General features: G+C 66.9%; 18 protein-coding genes. 7 read left to right on the plus strand and 11 right to left on the minus strand.

Features of this window, described 5'->3' with window-relative positions; all coding sequences use genetic code 11:
• The first annotated feature begins 1 nt into the window (after position 1).
• From COW1_RS01915 to COW1_RS01935, 5 genes are all read left to right on the plus strand, one after another.
• Positions 2-1,129, plus strand: a complete 1,128-nt coding sequence (locus tag COW1_RS01915) for a 4Fe-4S dicluster domain-containing protein (RefSeq protein ID WP_201345258.1) — start codon at positions 2-4, stop codon at positions 1,127-1,129.
• Positions 1,126-1,962 (plus strand): FAD/NAD(P)-binding protein, encoded by an 837-nt coding sequence (locus COW1_RS01920; RefSeq protein ID WP_201345259.1) that lies wholly within the window; start codon positions 1,126-1,128, stop codon positions 1,960-1,962. Before COW1_RS01915 ends, COW1_RS01920 begins: the two co-directional genes overlap by 4 nt.
• A gap of 164 nt (positions 1,963-2,126) precedes the next feature.
• Positions 2,127-2,909, plus strand: coding sequence for a sulfhydrogenase subunit delta (locus tag COW1_RS01925; protein WP_201345260.1), 783 nt, complete (start codon positions 2,127-2,129; stop codon positions 2,907-2,909).
• Positions 2,906-4,201: a Ni/Fe hydrogenase subunit alpha gene (locus tag COW1_RS01930; protein WP_096366721.1), complete on the plus strand. Its 1,296-nt coding sequence runs from the start codon at positions 2,906-2,908 to the stop codon at positions 4,199-4,201. The genes COW1_RS01925 and COW1_RS01930 overlap by 4 nt, the downstream gene beginning before the upstream one ends.
• Before the next feature lie 17 nt (positions 4,202-4,218).
• Positions 4,219-5,196: a patatin-like phospholipase family protein gene (locus tag COW1_RS01935; protein WP_201345261.1), complete on the plus strand. Its 978-nt coding sequence runs from the start codon at positions 4,219-4,221 to the stop codon at positions 5,194-5,196.
• Positions 5,197-5,209: 13 nt separating this feature from the next.
• Here COW1_RS01935 and COW1_RS01940 read toward each other — a convergent pair whose 3' ends face one another.
• Entirely contained in the window at positions 5,210-5,395 is a 186-nt protein-coding gene (locus COW1_RS01940; RefSeq protein ID WP_096366719.1) for a PLDc N-terminal domain-containing protein, read from the minus strand.
• 63 nt (positions 5,396-5,458) lie between these two features.
• On the minus strand, positions 5,459-7,054 hold the full coding sequence (locus COW1_RS01945; RefSeq protein ID WP_242466474.1) for a bifunctional aminoglycoside phosphotransferase/ATP-binding protein: 1,596 nt from the start codon (positions 7,052-7,054) through the stop codon (positions 5,459-5,461).
• A gap of 113 nt (positions 7,055-7,167) precedes the next feature.
• On the opposite strand from COW1_RS01945, the gene COW1_RS01950 reads away from it, so the two are divergent.
• The gene (locus COW1_RS01950) at positions 7,168-7,647 is read left to right on the plus strand and encodes a hypothetical protein (protein ID WP_096366717.1); all 480 of its coding nucleotides are present in this window, start codon (positions 7,168-7,170) and stop codon (positions 7,645-7,647) included.
• A gap of 172 nt (positions 7,648-7,819) precedes the next feature.
• Here COW1_RS01950 and hypE read toward each other — a convergent pair whose 3' ends face one another.
• The 9 genes from hypE to COW1_RS01995 all read right to left on the minus strand — a co-directional run bounded on the left by hypE (position 7,820) and on the right by COW1_RS01995 (position 16,081).
• On the minus strand, positions 7,820-8,827 hold the full coding sequence (gene hypE / locus COW1_RS01955) for a hydrogenase expression/formation protein HypE (RefSeq protein ID WP_201345263.1): 1,008 nt from the start codon (positions 8,825-8,827) through the stop codon (positions 7,820-7,822).
• 100 nt (positions 8,828-8,927) lie between these two features.
• Entirely contained in the window at positions 8,928-11,186 is a 2,259-nt protein-coding gene (gene hypF, locus COW1_RS01960; RefSeq protein ID WP_201345264.1) for a carbamoyltransferase HypF, read from the minus strand.
• A gap of 146 nt (positions 11,187-11,332) precedes the next feature.
• Positions 11,333-11,641: a hypothetical protein gene (locus COW1_RS01965; RefSeq protein WP_096366714.1), complete on the minus strand. Its 309-nt coding sequence runs from the start codon at positions 11,639-11,641 to the stop codon at positions 11,333-11,335.
• 239 nt (positions 11,642-11,880) lie between these two features.
• Positions 11,881-12,381 (minus strand): TlpA disulfide reductase family protein, encoded by a 501-nt coding sequence (locus COW1_RS01970; protein WP_096366713.1) that lies wholly within the window; start codon positions 12,379-12,381, stop codon positions 11,881-11,883.
• Entirely contained in the window at positions 12,378-13,139 is a 762-nt protein-coding gene (locus tag COW1_RS01975; RefSeq protein WP_201345265.1) for a hypothetical protein, read from the minus strand. The genes COW1_RS01970 and COW1_RS01975 overlap by 4 nt, the downstream gene beginning before the upstream one ends.
• 254 nt (positions 13,140-13,393) lie before the next feature.
• Positions 13,394-14,245 carry a sulfurtransferase gene (locus COW1_RS01980; RefSeq protein ID WP_242466475.1) on the minus strand — a complete coding sequence of 284 codons (852 nt, stop codon included), beginning with the start codon at positions 14,243-14,245 and terminating at the stop codon, positions 13,394-13,396.
• 44 nt (positions 14,246-14,289) lie between these two features.
• Positions 14,290-14,826, minus strand: a complete 537-nt coding sequence (locus COW1_RS01985) for a hypothetical protein (RefSeq protein ID WP_201345266.1) — start codon at positions 14,824-14,826, stop codon at positions 14,290-14,292.
• Entirely contained in the window at positions 14,823-15,476 is a 654-nt protein-coding gene (locus COW1_RS01990) for a hypothetical protein (protein ID WP_096366708.1), read from the minus strand. The genes COW1_RS01985 and COW1_RS01990 overlap by 4 nt, the downstream gene beginning before the upstream one ends.
• The gene (locus tag COW1_RS01995; protein WP_157745626.1) at positions 15,473-16,081 is read right to left on the minus strand and encodes a MotA/TolQ/ExbB proton channel family protein; all 609 of its coding nucleotides are present in this window, start codon (positions 16,079-16,081) and stop codon (positions 15,473-15,475) included. Before COW1_RS01995 ends, COW1_RS01990 begins: the two co-directional genes overlap by 4 nt.
• A gap of 194 nt (positions 16,082-16,275) precedes the next feature.
• On the opposite strand from COW1_RS01995, the gene COW1_RS02000 reads away from it, so the two are divergent.
• Positions 16,276-17,067 carry a zinc-dependent peptidase gene (locus COW1_RS02000; RefSeq protein WP_096366706.1) on the plus strand — a complete coding sequence of 264 codons (792 nt, stop codon included), beginning with the start codon at positions 16,276-16,278 and terminating at the stop codon, positions 17,065-17,067.
• Positions 17,068-17,136: the final 69 nt, after the last annotated feature.

The raw sequence follows: 17,136 nt of genomic DNA on the forward strand, positions 1-17,136 counted from the left end.
GGTGGCTGTCAACGCTACGTCTCCGGTCCGACGCGGCTTCCTGCCACGGGAGGCGTTCGATACGCTGCTGCGGGCCCTCGATGGCGCCGGTTATGACTGCATCGGACCGCGGGTCGACGCTGACGCCATCCTGTATCGCGAGGTGAGCGCCGGCGCCGATCTGCCACAGGGGATGGAGGAGACCCAGGCACCGGGCCAGTATCGCCTCCGGGAAACCGGCACGCCGCGCTGTTTCGCCTGGGCCTGCGGACCGCAGGCGCTCAAGCCGCACCTGTTTGCCCCGCGCGAGCCCTTGTGGCGAAGCGAGCGCGACGGCGAGGGCCGTTTGCAGTTCCAGTCCACCGCGCCCGAGCCGCGGCCGCTGGCCGTCATCGGCGTGCGCGCCTGCGATCTGGCCGCGCTGGCGCTGCAGGACCAGCACTTTCTCCGGGCGGGCAGTACGGACCCTTACTATGCGCGCCGTCGCGAGGGCCTGTTCCTGGTGGCGGTCAATTGCACCCATCCCGCGGCGACCTGTTTCTGCGTATCCACCGGCGACGGCCCCCAGGCCGGGGATGACTGCGATCTGGTGCTGGACGAACTGGATGAGGGCTATGCCGTACGCGCCGCCAGCAGCAAAGGCGAGACCCTCGCGCAGCAACTGCCGCTGCAGGCAGTGACCGAGGCGCAGCAGGGGCAGATCGACCGCGAGCGCGAGGCGGCCCGCACCGCCCAGTCGCGCGCCATGCCCGCCGGCAATCTGCGCGAGCATCTGTTCAACGCCTGGGAGCATCCGCGCTGGACGCAGGTGGCCGAACGCTGCCTGAGTTGCGGCAACTGCACCTCGGTGTGTCCCACCTGTTTCTGCCATCAGCAGGTCGACGTCCCGACGCTGGACGGCAGCAGCGCCACCCACTATCGGGAATGGGACTCCTGCTTCACGCAGAATCACAGCTACATCCACGGCATCACCCTGCGGCCTGACACCCGCTCGCGCTACCGCCAGTGGCTGACCCACAAGCTGGGCAGCTGGCATGACCAGTACGGGCGCAGCGGCTGCGTAGGTTGCGGCCGCTGCCTCACCTGGTGCCCGGTGGGCATCGACATCACCGAAGAGGTCAGCGCGCTGTTGAAGGAGGCCGGCACATGAACGCCTCCCTGCAGGTGCCCTGGCAGGCCGAGGTGGTCAGCCGGGTGCAGGAGACCCCCAGCGTATTCACCCTGGGGCTGAAGCTGGATGACCCGGCCGCGCCCGCGCCCTACCGCTTCGCGCCGGGGCAGTTCAACATGCTCTATCTTTACGGGGTGGGCGAGGTGCCTGTCTCGGTGGTCTCCGATCCCGAGCACGACGATGAGATCCAGCACACCGTGCGCGCCGTCGGCCGCGTCACCCACGGACTGGAGGCGCTGCGTCCCGGCGACCGGATCGGCCTGCGCGGACCGTTCGGCCGCGGCTGGCCGCTGGAGGCGGCCGCCGGCCGGGATCTGCTGCTGGTCACCGGCGGACTGGGCTGCGCGCCGGTGGTCTCGGTGATCAATTACGTCATGCAGCGCCGCGAGCGCTTCGGCCGCCTGGCCATCGTCCAGGGCGTGAAGCATATGGACGACCTGATCTGGCGCGAGCGCTACGAGGCCTGGAGCGGCCGGCCGGACACCGAGGTCCAACTCGCGGCCGATGTCGCCGGCAGCGGCTGGAACTGGCACGTCGGCCTGGTCACCGACCTGTTCGACCGATTGAGCATGTCGGTGCAGCAGGCCATGGTCATGCTGTGCGGGCCCGAGCCCATGATGATCGCCGCCATCCGCCGGCTGCTGGAACTGGGTGTGACGCCCGAGTCGATCTGGCTCAGCATGGAGCGCAACATGCAGTGCGCCGTGGGCCTGTGCGGCCACTGTCAGTACGGCAAGGATTTCCTCTGTCGCCAGGGACCGGTGTTCAACTACCCCGAGATCAGCGGCCGGCTGGGAGTGAAGGGGTTTTGACAACCGAGTTCAAGAGCGCCACGGAATACACGGAAGACACGGAATGTCTGGGATTGCCATTGCCGTGGCGCTGCGCGCCCGGCAATGGCGACTCGGGTTTCACATGCATATTTTCCGTGCTTTCCGTGTATTCCGTGGCGCTCTTATAAAAAAGGCGTATCGCTATGGATGAATCAACCGCCAAACCGAAAGTCGCCGTGCACAAGTTCAGCTCCTGCGACGGCTGTCAGCTGGCCTTCCTGGACATGGGCGAGGACCTGCTCACTCTGTCCGCCATGGTCGATATCGTCCATTTCGCCGAGGCCGGCATGCTGGACGAGAACACGCCGGTGGATGTCGCCTTCGTCGAGGGCAGCCTCAATACCCGCCATGACCTGGAACGCATCCAGGCCATACGCAAGAACAGCCGCTTCCTCGTCACCATCGGCGCCTGCGCCACCGCCGGCGGGCTGCAGGCGTTGCGCAACTTCACCGACGCCGATGCCTGGCACAGTGCGGTCTACGCCACGCCCGAATACCTGGACAGCCTGACCACGGCCAGCCCGATCAGGTCCGCCGTGCACGTGGATCTGGAATTGTGGGGCTGTCCGGTCAACACCCGCCAGGTGACCGCTGCCGTGCGCGCGCTGCTGAGCGGCGTCACCCCGGCGGCGGAGCAGGACAAGGTATGCATGGAGTGCAAGCGTCGCCAGGCCGTGTGCGTCATGGTGGCGCACGGCACGCCCTGCATGGGCCCGGTGACGCGCACCGGCTGCGGCGCCCTGTGCCCGAGCTTCGAGCGCGGCTGCTATGCCTGCTACGGCCCGGCCGAGAATCCCAATACCGATGCCCTGTCGCACTGGTTCGAGGGGCTCGGGCTGCTGCCCGAACAGCTGCGCGAGCAGTATCACGGCATCACCAGCCAGGCCGAACCCTTCACCGCGGCCGGCAACAGGTACCGCAAATGACAGAATCGAAAAAAATCGCGGTGAAGGTGCCGGTGCTGGCCCGGGTGGAGGGCGAGGGCGCGCTGGATCTGGCCATCGAGAACGGGGCCATCACCGAACTGAAGCTGGAGATCTACGAGCCGCCGCGCCTGTTCGAGAAATTCCTGGAGGGCTGCGAGGCCCAGTCAGTGATAGACCGGGTGGCGCGCATCTGCGGCATCTGTCCGGTGGCCTACCAGATGAGCGCGGTGCACGCCTACGAGAAGGCCTGGGGGGTGGAGGTCGCGCCCTGGGTGCGCGACATGCGCCGGGTGCTGTACTGCGGCGAATGGATCCAGAGCCATGCCCTGCATATTCATTTACTGGCCGCGCCGGATTTCCTCGGCTTCGAGTCGGCCACCGCCATGGCCCGCGACTATCCCGAGCAGGTGCGCCGCGGCCTGCGGCTGCAGGGGCTGGGCAACGAGCTGATCGCCCTGTTCGGCGGCCGTGCCGTGCATCCCATCGGGGTCAGGGTGGGCGGTTTCCACCACGCCCCCGAAGCGCACAAGGTCGCGGCCATGGTCGGTGAGCTGACCGCGGCCCGCGTCGAGGCCGAGGCGCTGCTGGACTGGCTGTTCACCCTGGAGCTGCCGGCGGACGAACAGGACTTCGTCAATGTCGCCATGCGCCACCCGCAGGAATATCCCATGAACGCCGGACGCATCGTCTCCAGCGCCCGCCACGACCTGGACCCGGAGGACTTCGAACGGCACTTCCGCGAATTCCAGGCGCCGCATTCCACCGCCCTGCATGCCCACCTGGACGGCCGGCCCTACCTGGTCGGGCCGCTGGCGCGGCTGAACCTCAATGCCGACCAGCTGCCGGGCGAACTCACCCAGCGCCTGGCCGCCGCCGGCATCGAACTGCCCAGCCGCAACATGTATCACAGCATCATCGCCCGCGCGGTGGAACTGCTGTATGCCATCGACGAGGCCCTGCGGCTGCTGCGCGACTACCATCGCCCGGACAAGGCGTATGTGGAATCCACCCCGGGCCCGGGAACGGCGGCCTGGGTGACCGAGGCGCCGCGCGGCATTCTCTGGCACCGCTACCGCCTCGACGACCGGGGCCGGGTGCAGGCCGTTACCATCGTCCCGCCCACCAGCCAGAACCAGGCCCGTATCGAGGAGGACCTGCGGCTGGGCCTGACCCGCGCCGGCCTGGACCGCGACGAGGAGGCCCTGCGACGCCAGGGCGAGATGATCATCCGCAACTATGATCCCTGCATCTCCTGTGCGACCCATTTCCTGCGCCTGAGTGTGCGGCGCTGAGGCGCCGCGCCCTGCCCATGTACCGGTTTGCGCCCGCAACAGTTTCGGGTCGTGCGGTCCGAAGCACCGATCTGTGTTTCGCCCTGTTGTTCGCCTCGGTACTGCTGACCGCTCCCGGGCAGGTGGTGGGTGCGGTCAATGACGCCCCGCCGCCGCCCTGGCCGTCCATCGGCCTGGCGCTGGGATCGGGTGGGGCAGGAGGACTGGCGCACATCGCCATGCTGCAGGTCTTCGATGATCTGTCGATCCGCCCTGATCGCATTGCCGGCACCAGCATCGGGGCGGTGATCGGTGCCCTCTATGCCGCGGGCCTGAGTGCGCAGCAGATCCGTGACATCTTCGCCGAGTTCGGCGGTTCCAGCCTGGATGCCCTGTCCCGGCTGGCCGACCCGGATGCCGGGCTGACATTCGCCGACCTCGTCGAGATCGATATCGACAACGGCGGGCTGATCGACTCAGGCGGCTTTCTCGACTTCCTGGCAGAGAAGATCGAGGCGCGAACCTTTGCGGAGTTGGAAATCCCGCTGGAGATCGTCGCCACGGATTACTGGAGCGGCCAGACGGTGGTGCTGAAGGAGGGTGATCTGTTTGCTGCAATCGGGGCGAGCATGGCGGTGCCCGGCCTGTTTGCGCCGGTGCCGCGTGGCGAGCAGCTGCTGATCGACGGCGGGACCTCGGATCCGCTGCCGTTCGATCTGCTGGAAGGTCGGCATGCCCTGATCGTCGCAATCGATGTCTCCGGTTCACGCCGGGACGGCGGACAGGATGAGGTGGAATGGAATCGCCTGGTCTTCAGTACCTTCGAAATCATGCAGCAGTCCATCATCGCGGCGCGGATGCGTGCCTGGAAGCCGGATATCTACATCAAGCCGGATACGAGTGGCGTGCGGCTGCTGCACTTCAATCGCATCGACAGGATTCTCGAGCAGGCCGGACCGGCAGCGCGCACGTTGAAGCAGCAGCTGCTGGAAGCCCGGAAAGCAATGACTGAATAAACGCCGCCGGGTTCTATCTGGCCGATTTGGGGCCGACCAGCAGCCAGACGATGAAGCCGACCAGCGGCAGGATGAGCAGCACCAGGATCCAGGCCACCTTGGCGCCGGTGGAGGCGGTGCTCTGGACTGTACTGACAATGGCCCAGATGATCAGGATGAGAAGGATCAGGCCAAGCAGGCCGCCGACTTCGATGCCCATGTGAGTTCCCCGCTGGTGGTTGCTGTTTTCCAGACCGCAGGATAACAGGAATCCGGCGCGGTCTCAGCCGGACGGCCGGATCCGGGCCCGCTGCAGGATCTCGCTGACCAGCCGCTCCAGATCCACCTCGGTCGAGGTGTCCACGACTATGCTGATCCGGCGTTCGTCCCCGGTCAGCGGTTCCTGGTGTTCCAGCTGTTGATCGAGTACCGCGAGATCGGCCTCGGAGGGATCGCCGCCGCTGCGGGCGCGGGCCTGGATGCGCTGGCGCAGTACGGGTTCGGGCGCGGCCACGTCGAGGATCACCAGCGGGATGCCGGCCACCTGGGCCAGGCGCTGGAAATTCTGCCGTTGCTCGCGCATGAGGAAGGTGGCGTCGACGAACACCGGCAGGCCGGCGTCGACGATGCCATAGGCCAGTGCCTGGAGGCGCTGGTAGGTCTTGCGCGTGAGCGAGGGGCTGTAGGCGTCGGCGCCCTGCGCATGGGTGGAGTCCAGCGGTGACAGGCCCAGCAGACGCTTGCGTTCCACATCGGAGCGGATGCGGATGCAGTTGCAGGTCTCGGCCAGCTGCTGGGCCAGCCGGCTCTTGCCGGAGCCCGACAGCCCGTGCATGAGCACGATGGGGGTGGCGCCGTGGTTCTGGGTATAGGCCCGCGCCAGCTTCAAATGGCGGACTAGCTGGTGACGGGCCGCTTCGGCGCGCTCGGTATCGTCCCGGTGCTGCTCGCACTCGATGGCCGCGACCTTGGCCCGCACCATGGCGCGGTAGACGCGGTAGTCGTTCAGCAGCGACAGCCCCATGTAGTCGTTGGCGTATTCCAGGTATTCGTTCAGAAAGCGCCAGGCCAGGTTATGCTGCCCCTGATAGTCGAGGTCCATCAGCAGGAAGGCGATCTCGCTCAGGGTGTCGATCCAGCGCAGGTCGGGGGAGAACTCCAGACAGTCGAAGATCTCCACCCCGCCGTCGATGTCGACCATGTTGGCCAGGTGCAGGTCGCCGTGGCATTCCCGGATCCAGCCCTCGCGCCGGCGCTGCTCCATGTCGTCCTGATGCTGCTCTAGCTGGGTTTCGGACCATTCCCGCAGCGGTTCAAGCTCGGCCAGCAGGGCCGGTTCATCGATGCGGGCGTCGATCTGATTGAAGTTCTCGCGGATGCGTTCGGCGATGCCCTCGAAGCTGCCGTAGCCGCTGTCCGGCGACGCCGGCGGCAGGCTGCGGTGAAAGGCCGCCAGGGTCGCGGCCAGCTGGTCGATGTGGTCGGTAGTGAGTTCTTCCCTGGCGGCGAGCCGGTCCAGACGACGCGTATCGTCGAACTGCTTCATCTTGAGCGCATATTCGATCGGCTCCCCGGTGCCGCCGAGCTGCGGGTCTTCCGGTGTGCCGGTCACCGCGACCACATCGAGATACAGCGCCGGGGCCAGGCGCCGGTTGAGTTCCAGTTCAACCTCACAGTCCTCGCGGCGTTGTTCGAGGGTGCTGAAATCGAGAAATCCGAGGTCGACCGGTTTCTTGAACTTGTAGGCGATGCCGCCGGTGAGCAGAATATATGAGATATGGGTTTCGATCACGCGGAAGTCGCCGACCGGATGCGGAAAGCGCTCGGCTGACTGCAACGCAGTTATGATAGTCTCCAGTCTGGATGCGGTAGCGCTCATGCAGCGGTCCGGCCCGGCGCCCATGTGCGGACGCGAATATGTGTGTCAACGCTGTTTCTGATATCCAGACATCCTACGTCGCGGCCGGGAGGCCGCATTGACCGGAGTCAAGCTTGGCGCATTTACAGGAGCAGGCAGGGGTTTTCGGCGTCGGTTCCGCCCAGGGCGTGGATGCCCTGGGCTGGGCCGCGATTGATTATCTGCGCACCGCCCTGTCCGGGCATCCGGCCGTCGAGTCTGTCCGCTGGCATGTCTGCCGCACGCCGGCGGACATGCTGCCGCACTGGGACGCTCTGGACCGGGTCATCCTGCTGGATGCCATGCCGGTGACAGGCCCGGACGCCGGCCCGCGCTGGGTGACGCTGCAGGCACTGGAAGCGGCCGGCGGCCTTTCCTCACATGGCCTGGGTATCCGCGAGGTGGTCGAACTGGCGGCGGCGCTGGAGTTGCGGCCGCGGCTGTCCATCCTCGGGCTGGTGGTGGATCCGCAGGCCGGTCAGACGCCGGCCGACTGGCTGGCGCAACAGGGGCCGGCGCTGACGCGGATGGTGGCGGCACGGTTGCAGGGTATGGAGTCAGACGAAGCCTTGTAGGTTGGGTTAGCCCGCAGGGCGTAAGCCAACGTTCAGGCCTGTTCGTTGGGTTACGGCGCTGTCGCGCCTAACCCAACCTACGGTGTTCCAGACCTCCTCGTTCCCTGGATGTCAGGCCGGGTTAAGCGCAGCGTTCCCCGCACGCTTCCGGGTATGGCGGTGCAATGAAAAGTCAGCAGATCCGCGGCAGCGGATCGTCCTCGAGCTCCTCCAGCAGCCGTTCGCCGCCGATGCCGGTCTCCAGCAACACCCGGTCGGCGCCGGCCTCCAGGGTGCCGATCAGGCAGGCCTCGCTGCCCTCGGGCAGGGCCTGCCAGCGCGCCAGCAGGGCCTCGGCCTGCGCCGGCGCGACCACCGCCACCACCCGGCCCTCGCAGGCCAGGTACAGCGGGTCATAGCCTAACATTTCGCACACCGACCGTACCGGATCGCGCACCGGCAGCGCGGCCTCACGCAGACGCACACCCAGGCCGGTGGCGCGGCTGATCTCGTGACAGACGCTGGCCAGCCCGCCGCGGGTGGGGTCGCGCATGAAGCGCAGTCCGTCCAGATCACGCGCGGCGCGGGTGAGCGGCAGCACGCTGGCGGCATCCGAGCGCAGATCGCCGCGCAGGCCGAACTGCTCGCGTGCCAGCATGACCGCAATGCCGTGATCGCCCACCGGGCCGCTGACCAGGACCGCATCGCCGGGCCGGATCCGGTCCAGCCCGAGTACCGGGCCGGGCAGGGCCAGGCCGATGCCGGTGGTGGCCAGGTACAGGCCGCCGCCCTCGCCACGACGCAGCACCTTGGTGTCGCCGGCCACCACCTGTACCCCGATGTCCCGCGCCGCCGCGGCCAGGCTGGCGATCAGTCGGTCCAGCAGCGCCAGTTCCAGCCCCTCCTCGATGAAGGCGTTGAGGCTGAGGTACTTCGGTTCGGCGCCGGCCACGGCCAGATCGTTGGTGGTGCCGTGCACGGCCAGGGAGCCGATGTCACCGCCGGGGAATTCCAGCGGCTGGACGGTGAAACCGTCAGTGGTGAACAGGCAGTGCGCAGCGTCCAGCTGCAGCTTCACCGCATCGGCCTGGACGTCCAGGGCCGGGTTGCCGAGATGGCGCTGGAACACGGACTCGATCAGTTCGCGCATGAAGCGGCCGCCGTTGCCGTGGGCCAGAGAGATGTAGGTATCGTCGTTCATAACCCTGTTGGGGAAACGCTGATCAGAAGACCGGAGATATGGCGACGCTGGTACAGCGTCATTCCCGCTTTCGCCGCATGACGGATGGGTCAGGGCGTCCTCAATCTTCTCCGCACCGACTCCCGAGGTAATCATACACCTGTCCCGCACTGATGCCGGCATCATTGCAGGGCAGCTGCCTGCAGAGCAAGACCTGAAAGCCTGCGTCCTGCAACTGGCGTTGCGCCAGCTCGGTCAGCAGACGGTTCTGGAACACCCCGCCGGTGAGACCGACACGGGTGAAGGCATGCACCCCGGCCGCGCGCCGGGCAAGGTCACGGATGGCGGCAGCCAGGCTGGCGTGAAAGTCGGCGGCGCGCTGTGCCGCCGGCCGGCCGGCGTCGCGCAGACGGGGCAGCAGGGGCGCCCAGTCGAGCTGCCAGGGCAGGCTGTCGGTGTTCAGCGGCAGCGCCAGCGCCTCGCCCGGGCAGTTCGCAGCCGCCTGTTCCAGCCACATCGGCCCCTGGCCCTCATAGCTGGCCGTCTCCAGCAGTCCGGTCAGGCTGGCGGCGGCATCGAACAAGCGACCGGCGGCGCTGGTGGCCGGTGCGTTCAGGCCGCGCTGCCAGGCCTGGCGCAGCAGATCCGGTGCCGGCACCGGTGGGGTGTAGCCGACGCCGCTTTCCCAGCACAGGGCCGCCGCCGCCCGCCAGGGCTCGCGTCCGCCGCGGTCGCCCCCGGGCAGACGGAACGGGCGCAACCGGGCCAGATGCCGCCAGTCGCCGGGCCGGCCGTAGAGGGCCTCGCCGCCCCACAGGCTGCCGTCGGCGCCGTAGCCGGTGCCGTCCCAGGTAAAGACCAGGCAGGGCTCGTCGATGCCGTGTTCGCCGCACAGGGCGCTGGCATGGGCATGATGATGGAACACCGGCGTGACCGGCAGCTGCGTCTCACAAGCCCAGCGGTGGGTGGTGTAATCGGGATGGGCGTCGCACAGCAGTCGTGCGGCGCGCACGCCATAGAGTGCCTGCAGGTCCGTGACCAGCTGTTCGAACACGCTCAGACTGCGCCGACCACCCATATCGCCGATGTGGGGTGAGACAATCAGGCGCCGGTCCCAGGCCAGCGCCAGGGTGTTTTTCATGTGGGCGCCCACGGCGAGCAGCGGTTCGGGCACGGGCCGGGGGAGTTCCAACTCCAGCGGCGCGTCGCCGCGGCCCAGTCGCAGCGGGCGCACGGCACCGGCGATGGGCCGCTGCACGCTGTCATCGGCCGGGCGCTGGATGGGCCGGTTGTGATGCAGAAAGCCGTCCGCGATCCCGGACAGCCGGGTATCCGCCTCGGCGTTGTCGGTGAGCACCGGCTCGCCGCTGAGATTGCCCGAGGTGGCCACCAGCGGGGCGCCGACCGCCTCCAGCAGCAGGCTGTGCAGCGGCGAGCAGGGCAGCATGACCCCCAGTTCGCGCAGCCCGGGCGCCAGTGCCTCCGGCAGAGTGGCCTGCGGCGCGCGCGGCAGCAGCAGGATCGGCCGCTGCGGGCTGCGCAGACGGGCCAGGGTCTCCCGGCTGCAGCTGACCTCCTGCTGCAACAGGGTGTCGTCATCCGGAAACAGCACGGCCAGCGGTTTGTGCGGCCGCGGTTTGCGCGCCCGCAACCGTTCGATGGCGGCCGGGTCGGCGGCGGCGCACATCAGGTGATAACCGCCGATCCCCTTGACTGCCAGCACGGCGCCGTCGCGCAGCGCGGCTGCCGCGGCCGTCAGCGCCGCTTCACCTTCGGCGGTTGCGGCCGTGGCCATGCCAGGCCGGTAGCTCAGCCAGGGGCCGCAGACGGGACAGGCGATGGGTTCGGCATGAAAGCGCCGGTCGGCCGGCTCGCGGTACTCGGCTGCACAGGCCGGGCACAGGTCGAAGCCGGCCATGGTGGTGTTGGGCCGGTCATAGGGCAGGGTGCGGATGAGGGTGTAGCGCGGCCCGCACTGGGTGCAGTTGTTGAACGGATAGTGGTAGCGGCGGTCGGCCGGATTGCGGATCTCGGCCAGGCACTCGGGGCAGGCGAAGTGATCAGGCGGGATATGGATCCAGGGCCGGGCGTCGGACCGGCTGGGCTTGATGCGGAAGTCCTCCAGCCGCTGCCAGGCAAGCGACTCGCGCGCGGCGATGCGCGGTGCGGCGGCAGGCGGGGCCTGGGCAGTCAGCGCCTGTTCGAACCGGGCCAGCCGACCGGACTCGCCCTGGCCCAGGATCTCGACCTGGCCGGAGCGGTTGCGGATCCAGCCGTGGATGCCGTGTTCGAGCGCCAGACGATAGACGAAGGGACGGAAGCCCACGCCCTGGACGCGACCGGTGAGCAACCAGCGAAGGGTCTGAAGGGATGGGGACACGGGCGATAGTCGCGGCGACCTGCCTCGATCAGTGGCAACCCTGCAACCTTCGCATCGATCAATGCGCCGCGCAAGCGGCGGCCGGAAACGAAAACGCCCCGGCCTGGACCGGGGCGCCACGGTTCTGTCTGCAGACAGCCGCCGTATCAGAGACTGCGGTCCGTCTCCTGCTCCAGCCGGTACTGCTTGACGGCCAACTCGGCCTGTTCGCGGGCCTTGGTGGCCAGCTTCATGGCCTCGTCCTTGTTGCCCTTCTTGGCGGCTTCCTGAGCCTCATTGAAGAATTTCTCGGTATCGCGCCAGATCCAGTCGTTGGACTTGGCCTCGGCGATGGCGGTCGCGGCCTGATCCAGGGCCTTGTCGACCGAGCCGGCGACGGCGGTGAGCGGCAGGGCACTGCCCAGGGCCAGGCCGGCGGCGAGGGCGAAAGCAGAGGTGCTGTGGGTCATGCGCATAGTGTCAACTCCTTGTATTGCTGGTGGTTTTGTGGTGCGTATTGTTGTGGTGCGCGGTGGCGGGCGAGCGCTGCATACCGCGCGGCTTGTAAGGTAGAGACGAATCAGCGGCGGCAGGTATTCCCGCCTCTGTTTCAATCGGGGATGGCGCTGAGACTGCGGCCGCGAATCCCCGGGGCGCCGCCTGCCCGTCTGATTATAGAGCCCGGGCGGCGCTTCATCAGCCCCGCCGGCCCGGCTCAGCGCATCAGCCCGCTCAGGGTGTCGACGATCTCGGGCTTGTCCCACTCCAGGCCGCCGAACAGGCCGTAGCGGATCCTGCCCTCGGGATCGAGAATGAAGGTGGTCGGCACGGCCGTGATCATCCATTGCGAGACCACTGTGCCGTCCGGGTCGAGCAGCACGGGGAAACTGACGTCGATATCGTGCTTGTGCAGAAAGCCCTCGACCTCGTCGCGCGGCTCGGCCATGTTCACCGCCAGGATGGCAAACCGCTCCTCGCCGAGCTTGTCGCTGAGCCGCTGCATGGAAGGCATTTCCTTGATGCAGGGCGGGCAGTAGGTGGCCCAGAAGTTCACCATCACCACCTTGCCCCGGTAGTCCTCCAGGCTGTGGCTATTCCCCTCCAGGTCCTGCAGTGCGAAGGCGGGCAGCGGCTCGCCGCGGTATTCCATCAGTTCGTCGGCCGACAACGGCGGGGCGGTCAGTGCCAGTATCAGGAGGAACAATCGCAGCATCATGGGGCCTCCATCTGCTTGAGTTGTTGCAACGCCTGTTCCACCAGTTCGGGCAGGCGCCGGGCCATGGCGCGTTCCGCCTCGGTGGCGTCCTCGCGGTCGTAGAAGTGACCGCGCACGCCCGGCAGCAGTTCCACCCGCACCCGGCTGCCGCCCTGTGCCAGCGTCTGCCTGAGCTTGTCGACCCAGAAGCGGGCCGGGGTGTTGGTCGGTTGCATGATCACGATCGGCAGCCGGGTCTGATGCACCACCGGCAGGTAGTCCATGGGCTGGCCGGGTTGGGGGTTGCTTGCATTGAGCATCGGGTAGAACAGGATGGCGCCGCCCAGTCGGGTGTCCTCCGGGCGCTCGGCCTGCCAGATGCGCGCGCCGCGCAGCGCCGGCACGGCACCATAGCCGCTGGCGATCAGGATGATGCGTTTGTCGGTGGTTTCCACCGCATGCCGGATCAGCCGGGCCACCTCGCGGCCTTCCAGGCTGCGCATGCTGCTGGGCGCGATGGGCAGGAAATGCGCCCCCAGCAGGTCGGCCATCCAGACCTCGATCCCGCGCCGCGACAGCACCTCACCGGCCTGCGCCTCGGCCCGGCCCAGGCCCAGATCGCAGGGGAAGCCCAGCAGCAGGGTGTCGCCCCCGGCGCTGAAACGGCGCAGGTCCATGTCGATGCCGTCGCCGAGCCGGATGCGCTCGATTTCGGCCTCCGCGTACACCGCGGGTGCGAGCAGGAACAGAGACAACAGCAGGACGAGGCGATAGGGCAAGCCCGGACTCCCTTTACTTGCTGACTGGCAGGGATATCCTAGCACACAGATCCGCTGACGGGCTCAGAGTCGCCCGCAGACAGGATTGAGTATGAAAACCATTATCACCACCGCGGGTGACCGGCGGGTGGGCAGCGGCCTGGACGGTCAGCCGGAGAACCGGGCGTTTCAGCCCGGAGGCGGGAGGTGCCGGCGACGCACCGATGCAGCCATGTGCGCCGCCGGCGCCAGCGGAGAGCCGGACAGCGTCTGGCTCAGCCGAACACCTCTTCGTTGGCGGGCAGCTGGGGATCGCGCGACCATTCGTTCCAGGATCCGAAATAGTTGCGTACCTTCTGGAAGCCGGCTTCCTTCAGTGCCACATAGGTGTTGGAGGCCCGTGCGCCCTTGAAGCAGTAGATGATGATGTTGTCTTCGGGATAGAGTCCGTACTCGGCGCACAGGGCGCGGATCTTCTCGGGCGATTTGAAATACGGGATCTGGCCGTCGCGTTCGAGGAAGCTGTACCACTCCATCCAGCGCGCGCCCGGCAGGCGGCCCTTGCGGGGGGCGAAATCCACGCCATAGGGCGAGGAACTCTTTGCATCCCATTCCACCCGGTCGCGGATGTCCAGGAGCTTGACGTCCGGCTTGTCCAGGCAGTTCAGCACCTCGTCACGCGTCGCCAGCATCTCCGGCTGCGGGTCGATGGCGAAGTCGACCGGCGTGGTCGGCACCGGCTCGGCATCGGCGGGCAGGCCTTCCTCCAGCCAGGCGCTGAAGCCGCCGTCCAGCACGCCGGTGCGGGCATGGCCCAGGTAGCGCAGCAGCCAGTAGCCGCGGCAGGATCCGCCGTAGCGGCTGTCGTAGGCATCCTCGTAGACGATGGCGGTGGTGTCCGGGGTCAGTCCGATCGCGGAGAGCTGCTGGCGGAAATGCTCGTGCAGCTTCTCCAGTCCTTCCGGCGTGGTCTCGGCCAGGTAATAGAAAATGTCCGGAAGATTGACTGCGCCCTGGATGTGGCTCTCGGCATAGTCGTCGCTGTCCCGGATATCGATCAGCACGACCTTGTCCGTTTTCATCAGTTCCATGGCCTCGCCCGGGGTATACAGGATCTTGTCTTTCATTGTTTTCCTCCAGTGTGGTTTGGTCTGATACTGCGCATGGATATTCACTGCGGCCGCTCGAACCGCTGCGCGGCAGGCGCACCGCTGGTCTCGCCTTCCTTCAGCGGCGGACGCGGCGGCACGGCGGGAAAGAAGATGCGCTCCTCTTCCTCGGCCCGCAGGCCATGGCGGCGGTCCTGGTTGAAGGGCCCGTTCATCACCACTCTGCCGCCGTGTTCGCGTGCCTCGCGTTGCGATATCTCCAGTTCCTCCGCGGCCTGGCCGGACCAGGGCATGACGTAGTAGGCCGGCTGCGGGCTGCCCGGCAGCTGCAGCCAGAGATAGATGGCCTCGCCGCTGCGCGGGTGGGTGGCCAGCACCACGGCCTCCTCGGCGTTGTTGAAGAATTCCTGGCTGAGCGGGCGGGGCTGCGACAGCAGCTGGTTGTAGAGATACAGCGCCAGGCCGACCGAGACGCCCAGGTAGAGCAGGCTGATTCCCCGGAACAGGGGGCTGCGCGTGGTCTTGAGCGAGAACAGGGCATAGCCCAGGCACAGCAGCAGGTAGGCGACGAGCAGGGCGGTGAGTTCAGAATTCATCATTGTTTGTAGGCATCGAAGTTGTAGCCGCCGGTGGGCGCGGTGACCAGTTTTCTCGGTGCTGAACCGACGCTTCCGTCCACCAGTTCGCCGTCCGCATCCAGCTGAAAGTTGAACACCGTCAACTCTTCGCCCAGCCGACGCAGCTCCACCTCGCTGACCAGGATCTGGCGGGTGGTACGGGTGGTGCCGGAGGGTTTCACTGTCGAGACCAGCACCGTGACCGGAACCGGCCAGCTGTCGGCGCGGTTGAAGTACATGTGCAGGTTGACCGTGTATTCGCCCTCCACGATGCCGCGCGAGTAGGCGTTTTCGTAATTCAGCTGCGAGACGTCATTGCGAAAGCCGATGTCGTCGCGCAGCAGGTTGAAGACCTCCCCGGCCAGGTTGGAGTAACCGACGGGCCGGTCCTGCGGGCCCTGCACCCAGAGATCGACATCGGCGTCGATGTCGTCATCCCAGCGGGCCTCGATCATCACGTTGCCGGGGGCGGCCACCTCCTGCTCCGTGCGTTTCTTCTCCGGCGGGTTGATGTGCGGCAGGAGGATGATCACCAGGGCGATGAAACCCAGCAGGGCCAGGGTGATGACATCACGGAAGACGACGTCGGAATCGTCCTCGGCCTCGGCGGCGAAGGAGAAGTGCTTGCTCATGCGGCCGCTTCCGGCTCGGCCGACTCCAGGATGGCCGCGATCAGGTTGATGACGCCGGTGCGCAGCATGGTGTAGTTGGCGTTCAGCCACAGATTGGTCACCGCGCCGACCAGGGTGGTATACAGCGCCACGCCCATGCCGTTGGTGAGCACCGCCACCAGCTTGCCCACCTGGGAACTGTCGCCCACGGCGTTGGCCGGCACCTGGGTCAGGACCAGGATGAAGCCGATGACCGTGCCCAGCAGGCCCAGCGTCACCAGGCTGGTGGCGATGTACTTGACGAAGGCGATGCGCGCGAGCAACTTGATTTCGAAGGCCTCCTTCACGCTTTCGCGGTCGGTATGCGCACTGAGGTCGATGAAATCGCGCAGCTTGCCCTTGCCGCCCTGCTTGACGGCGTCGATCTCGCGGCTGGTCTTCCATACCCGGTAGCCGCACAGCACCATGCCGTAGACGAACAGGGCGGCGATGACATAGGTCAGGCGGGAACTGTCGGAACTGAATACCGGCGCCACCAGGCCCTGCACGCTGAACACGAGCAGCAGCGCGGCCCCGACCAGATTGAAGGCAATCCAGCGGTAAAACAGCAGATGGTTCCAGGCCATGGGTCCCCCTTGCCGATGGCCATGCATCGGTAGTCGTTGTTGTGTCGAATACAAAGCTCCCGATGCCAGGGCAAGGCCCGTGCCAGCCGATTATCCAGTTGATAATCAAGGGAGGAGAGGACACAATCGAACGGCTCGCGGTGTTTGTGTTCCGAACCGGAACAGGGGCTGTAACATTTTGGAAAGGCGGGTGGATGCTGCAGCAATTGAAAAGCTGGAGGCGCCGGCGGGTCCTCCGGCGTCATGCGATCGCGGATCCGCTATGGGATGAGCTCGCCGCTGCGCTGCCCGTGCTGCAGGGACTGGACGCCGGCGAGCGGGAGAGGCTGCGCGAACTGACCACCCTGTTCCTGCATGACAAGGAGTTCTATGGCGCCCGCGGTTTCGAGGTGACGCCGGCCATGGCATTGCACGTCGCGGTACAGGCCTGCCTGCTGATCCTGAATCTGGAACTGGATCTGTATCGTGACTGGTCCACCGTCATCCTCTATCCCGATACCTTCGTTGCCCCGCGCGAGGAGACTGATGAGGCCGGGCTGGTGCACAGCAGCCGGCATGAACTGGCGGGCGAGTCCTGGGACGGCGGTCCGGTCGTGCTGTCCTGGGCGGATGCCGCGCCGGGGGCTTCGCCCCACGGCCCCGGCACCAATGTCGTCATCCATGAGTTTGCGCACAAGCTGGATATGCGGACCGGAAGCGCCAACGGACTGCCGCCGCTGCATCGCGGCATGGCCGTGGAGGCATGGTCGGAAATCTTCACAGCGGCTTTCGAGCAGCTGCTGCGCCAGGTCGGGCAGGGACGGGAGACGCTTGTCGACCCCTATGCGGCGGAGGACCCGGCGGAGTTCTTCGCCGTTGCCAGTGAGTATTTCTTCGAGGCCCCGGCTGTTTTGCGACATGAATTCCCACAGGTGTATCGGCAACTCGCGCTCTACTACCGGCAGGATCCGGCGCTCAGGGCTGAGCCGCCCGAGGGGGCGGCGTGATCCCGACCGACCTACCGGCACCCGGTACGTACTGTTGACCGGCTGCTGAAGAATATTTATGTTTCGGGA

The sequence above is a fragment of the Thiohalobacter sp. COW1 genome, assembly GCF_016629505.1.
Taxonomy (GTDB): Bacteria; Pseudomonadota; Gammaproteobacteria; order Thiohalobacterales; family Thiohalobacteraceae; genus Thiohalobacter; species Thiohalobacter thiocyanaticus_A.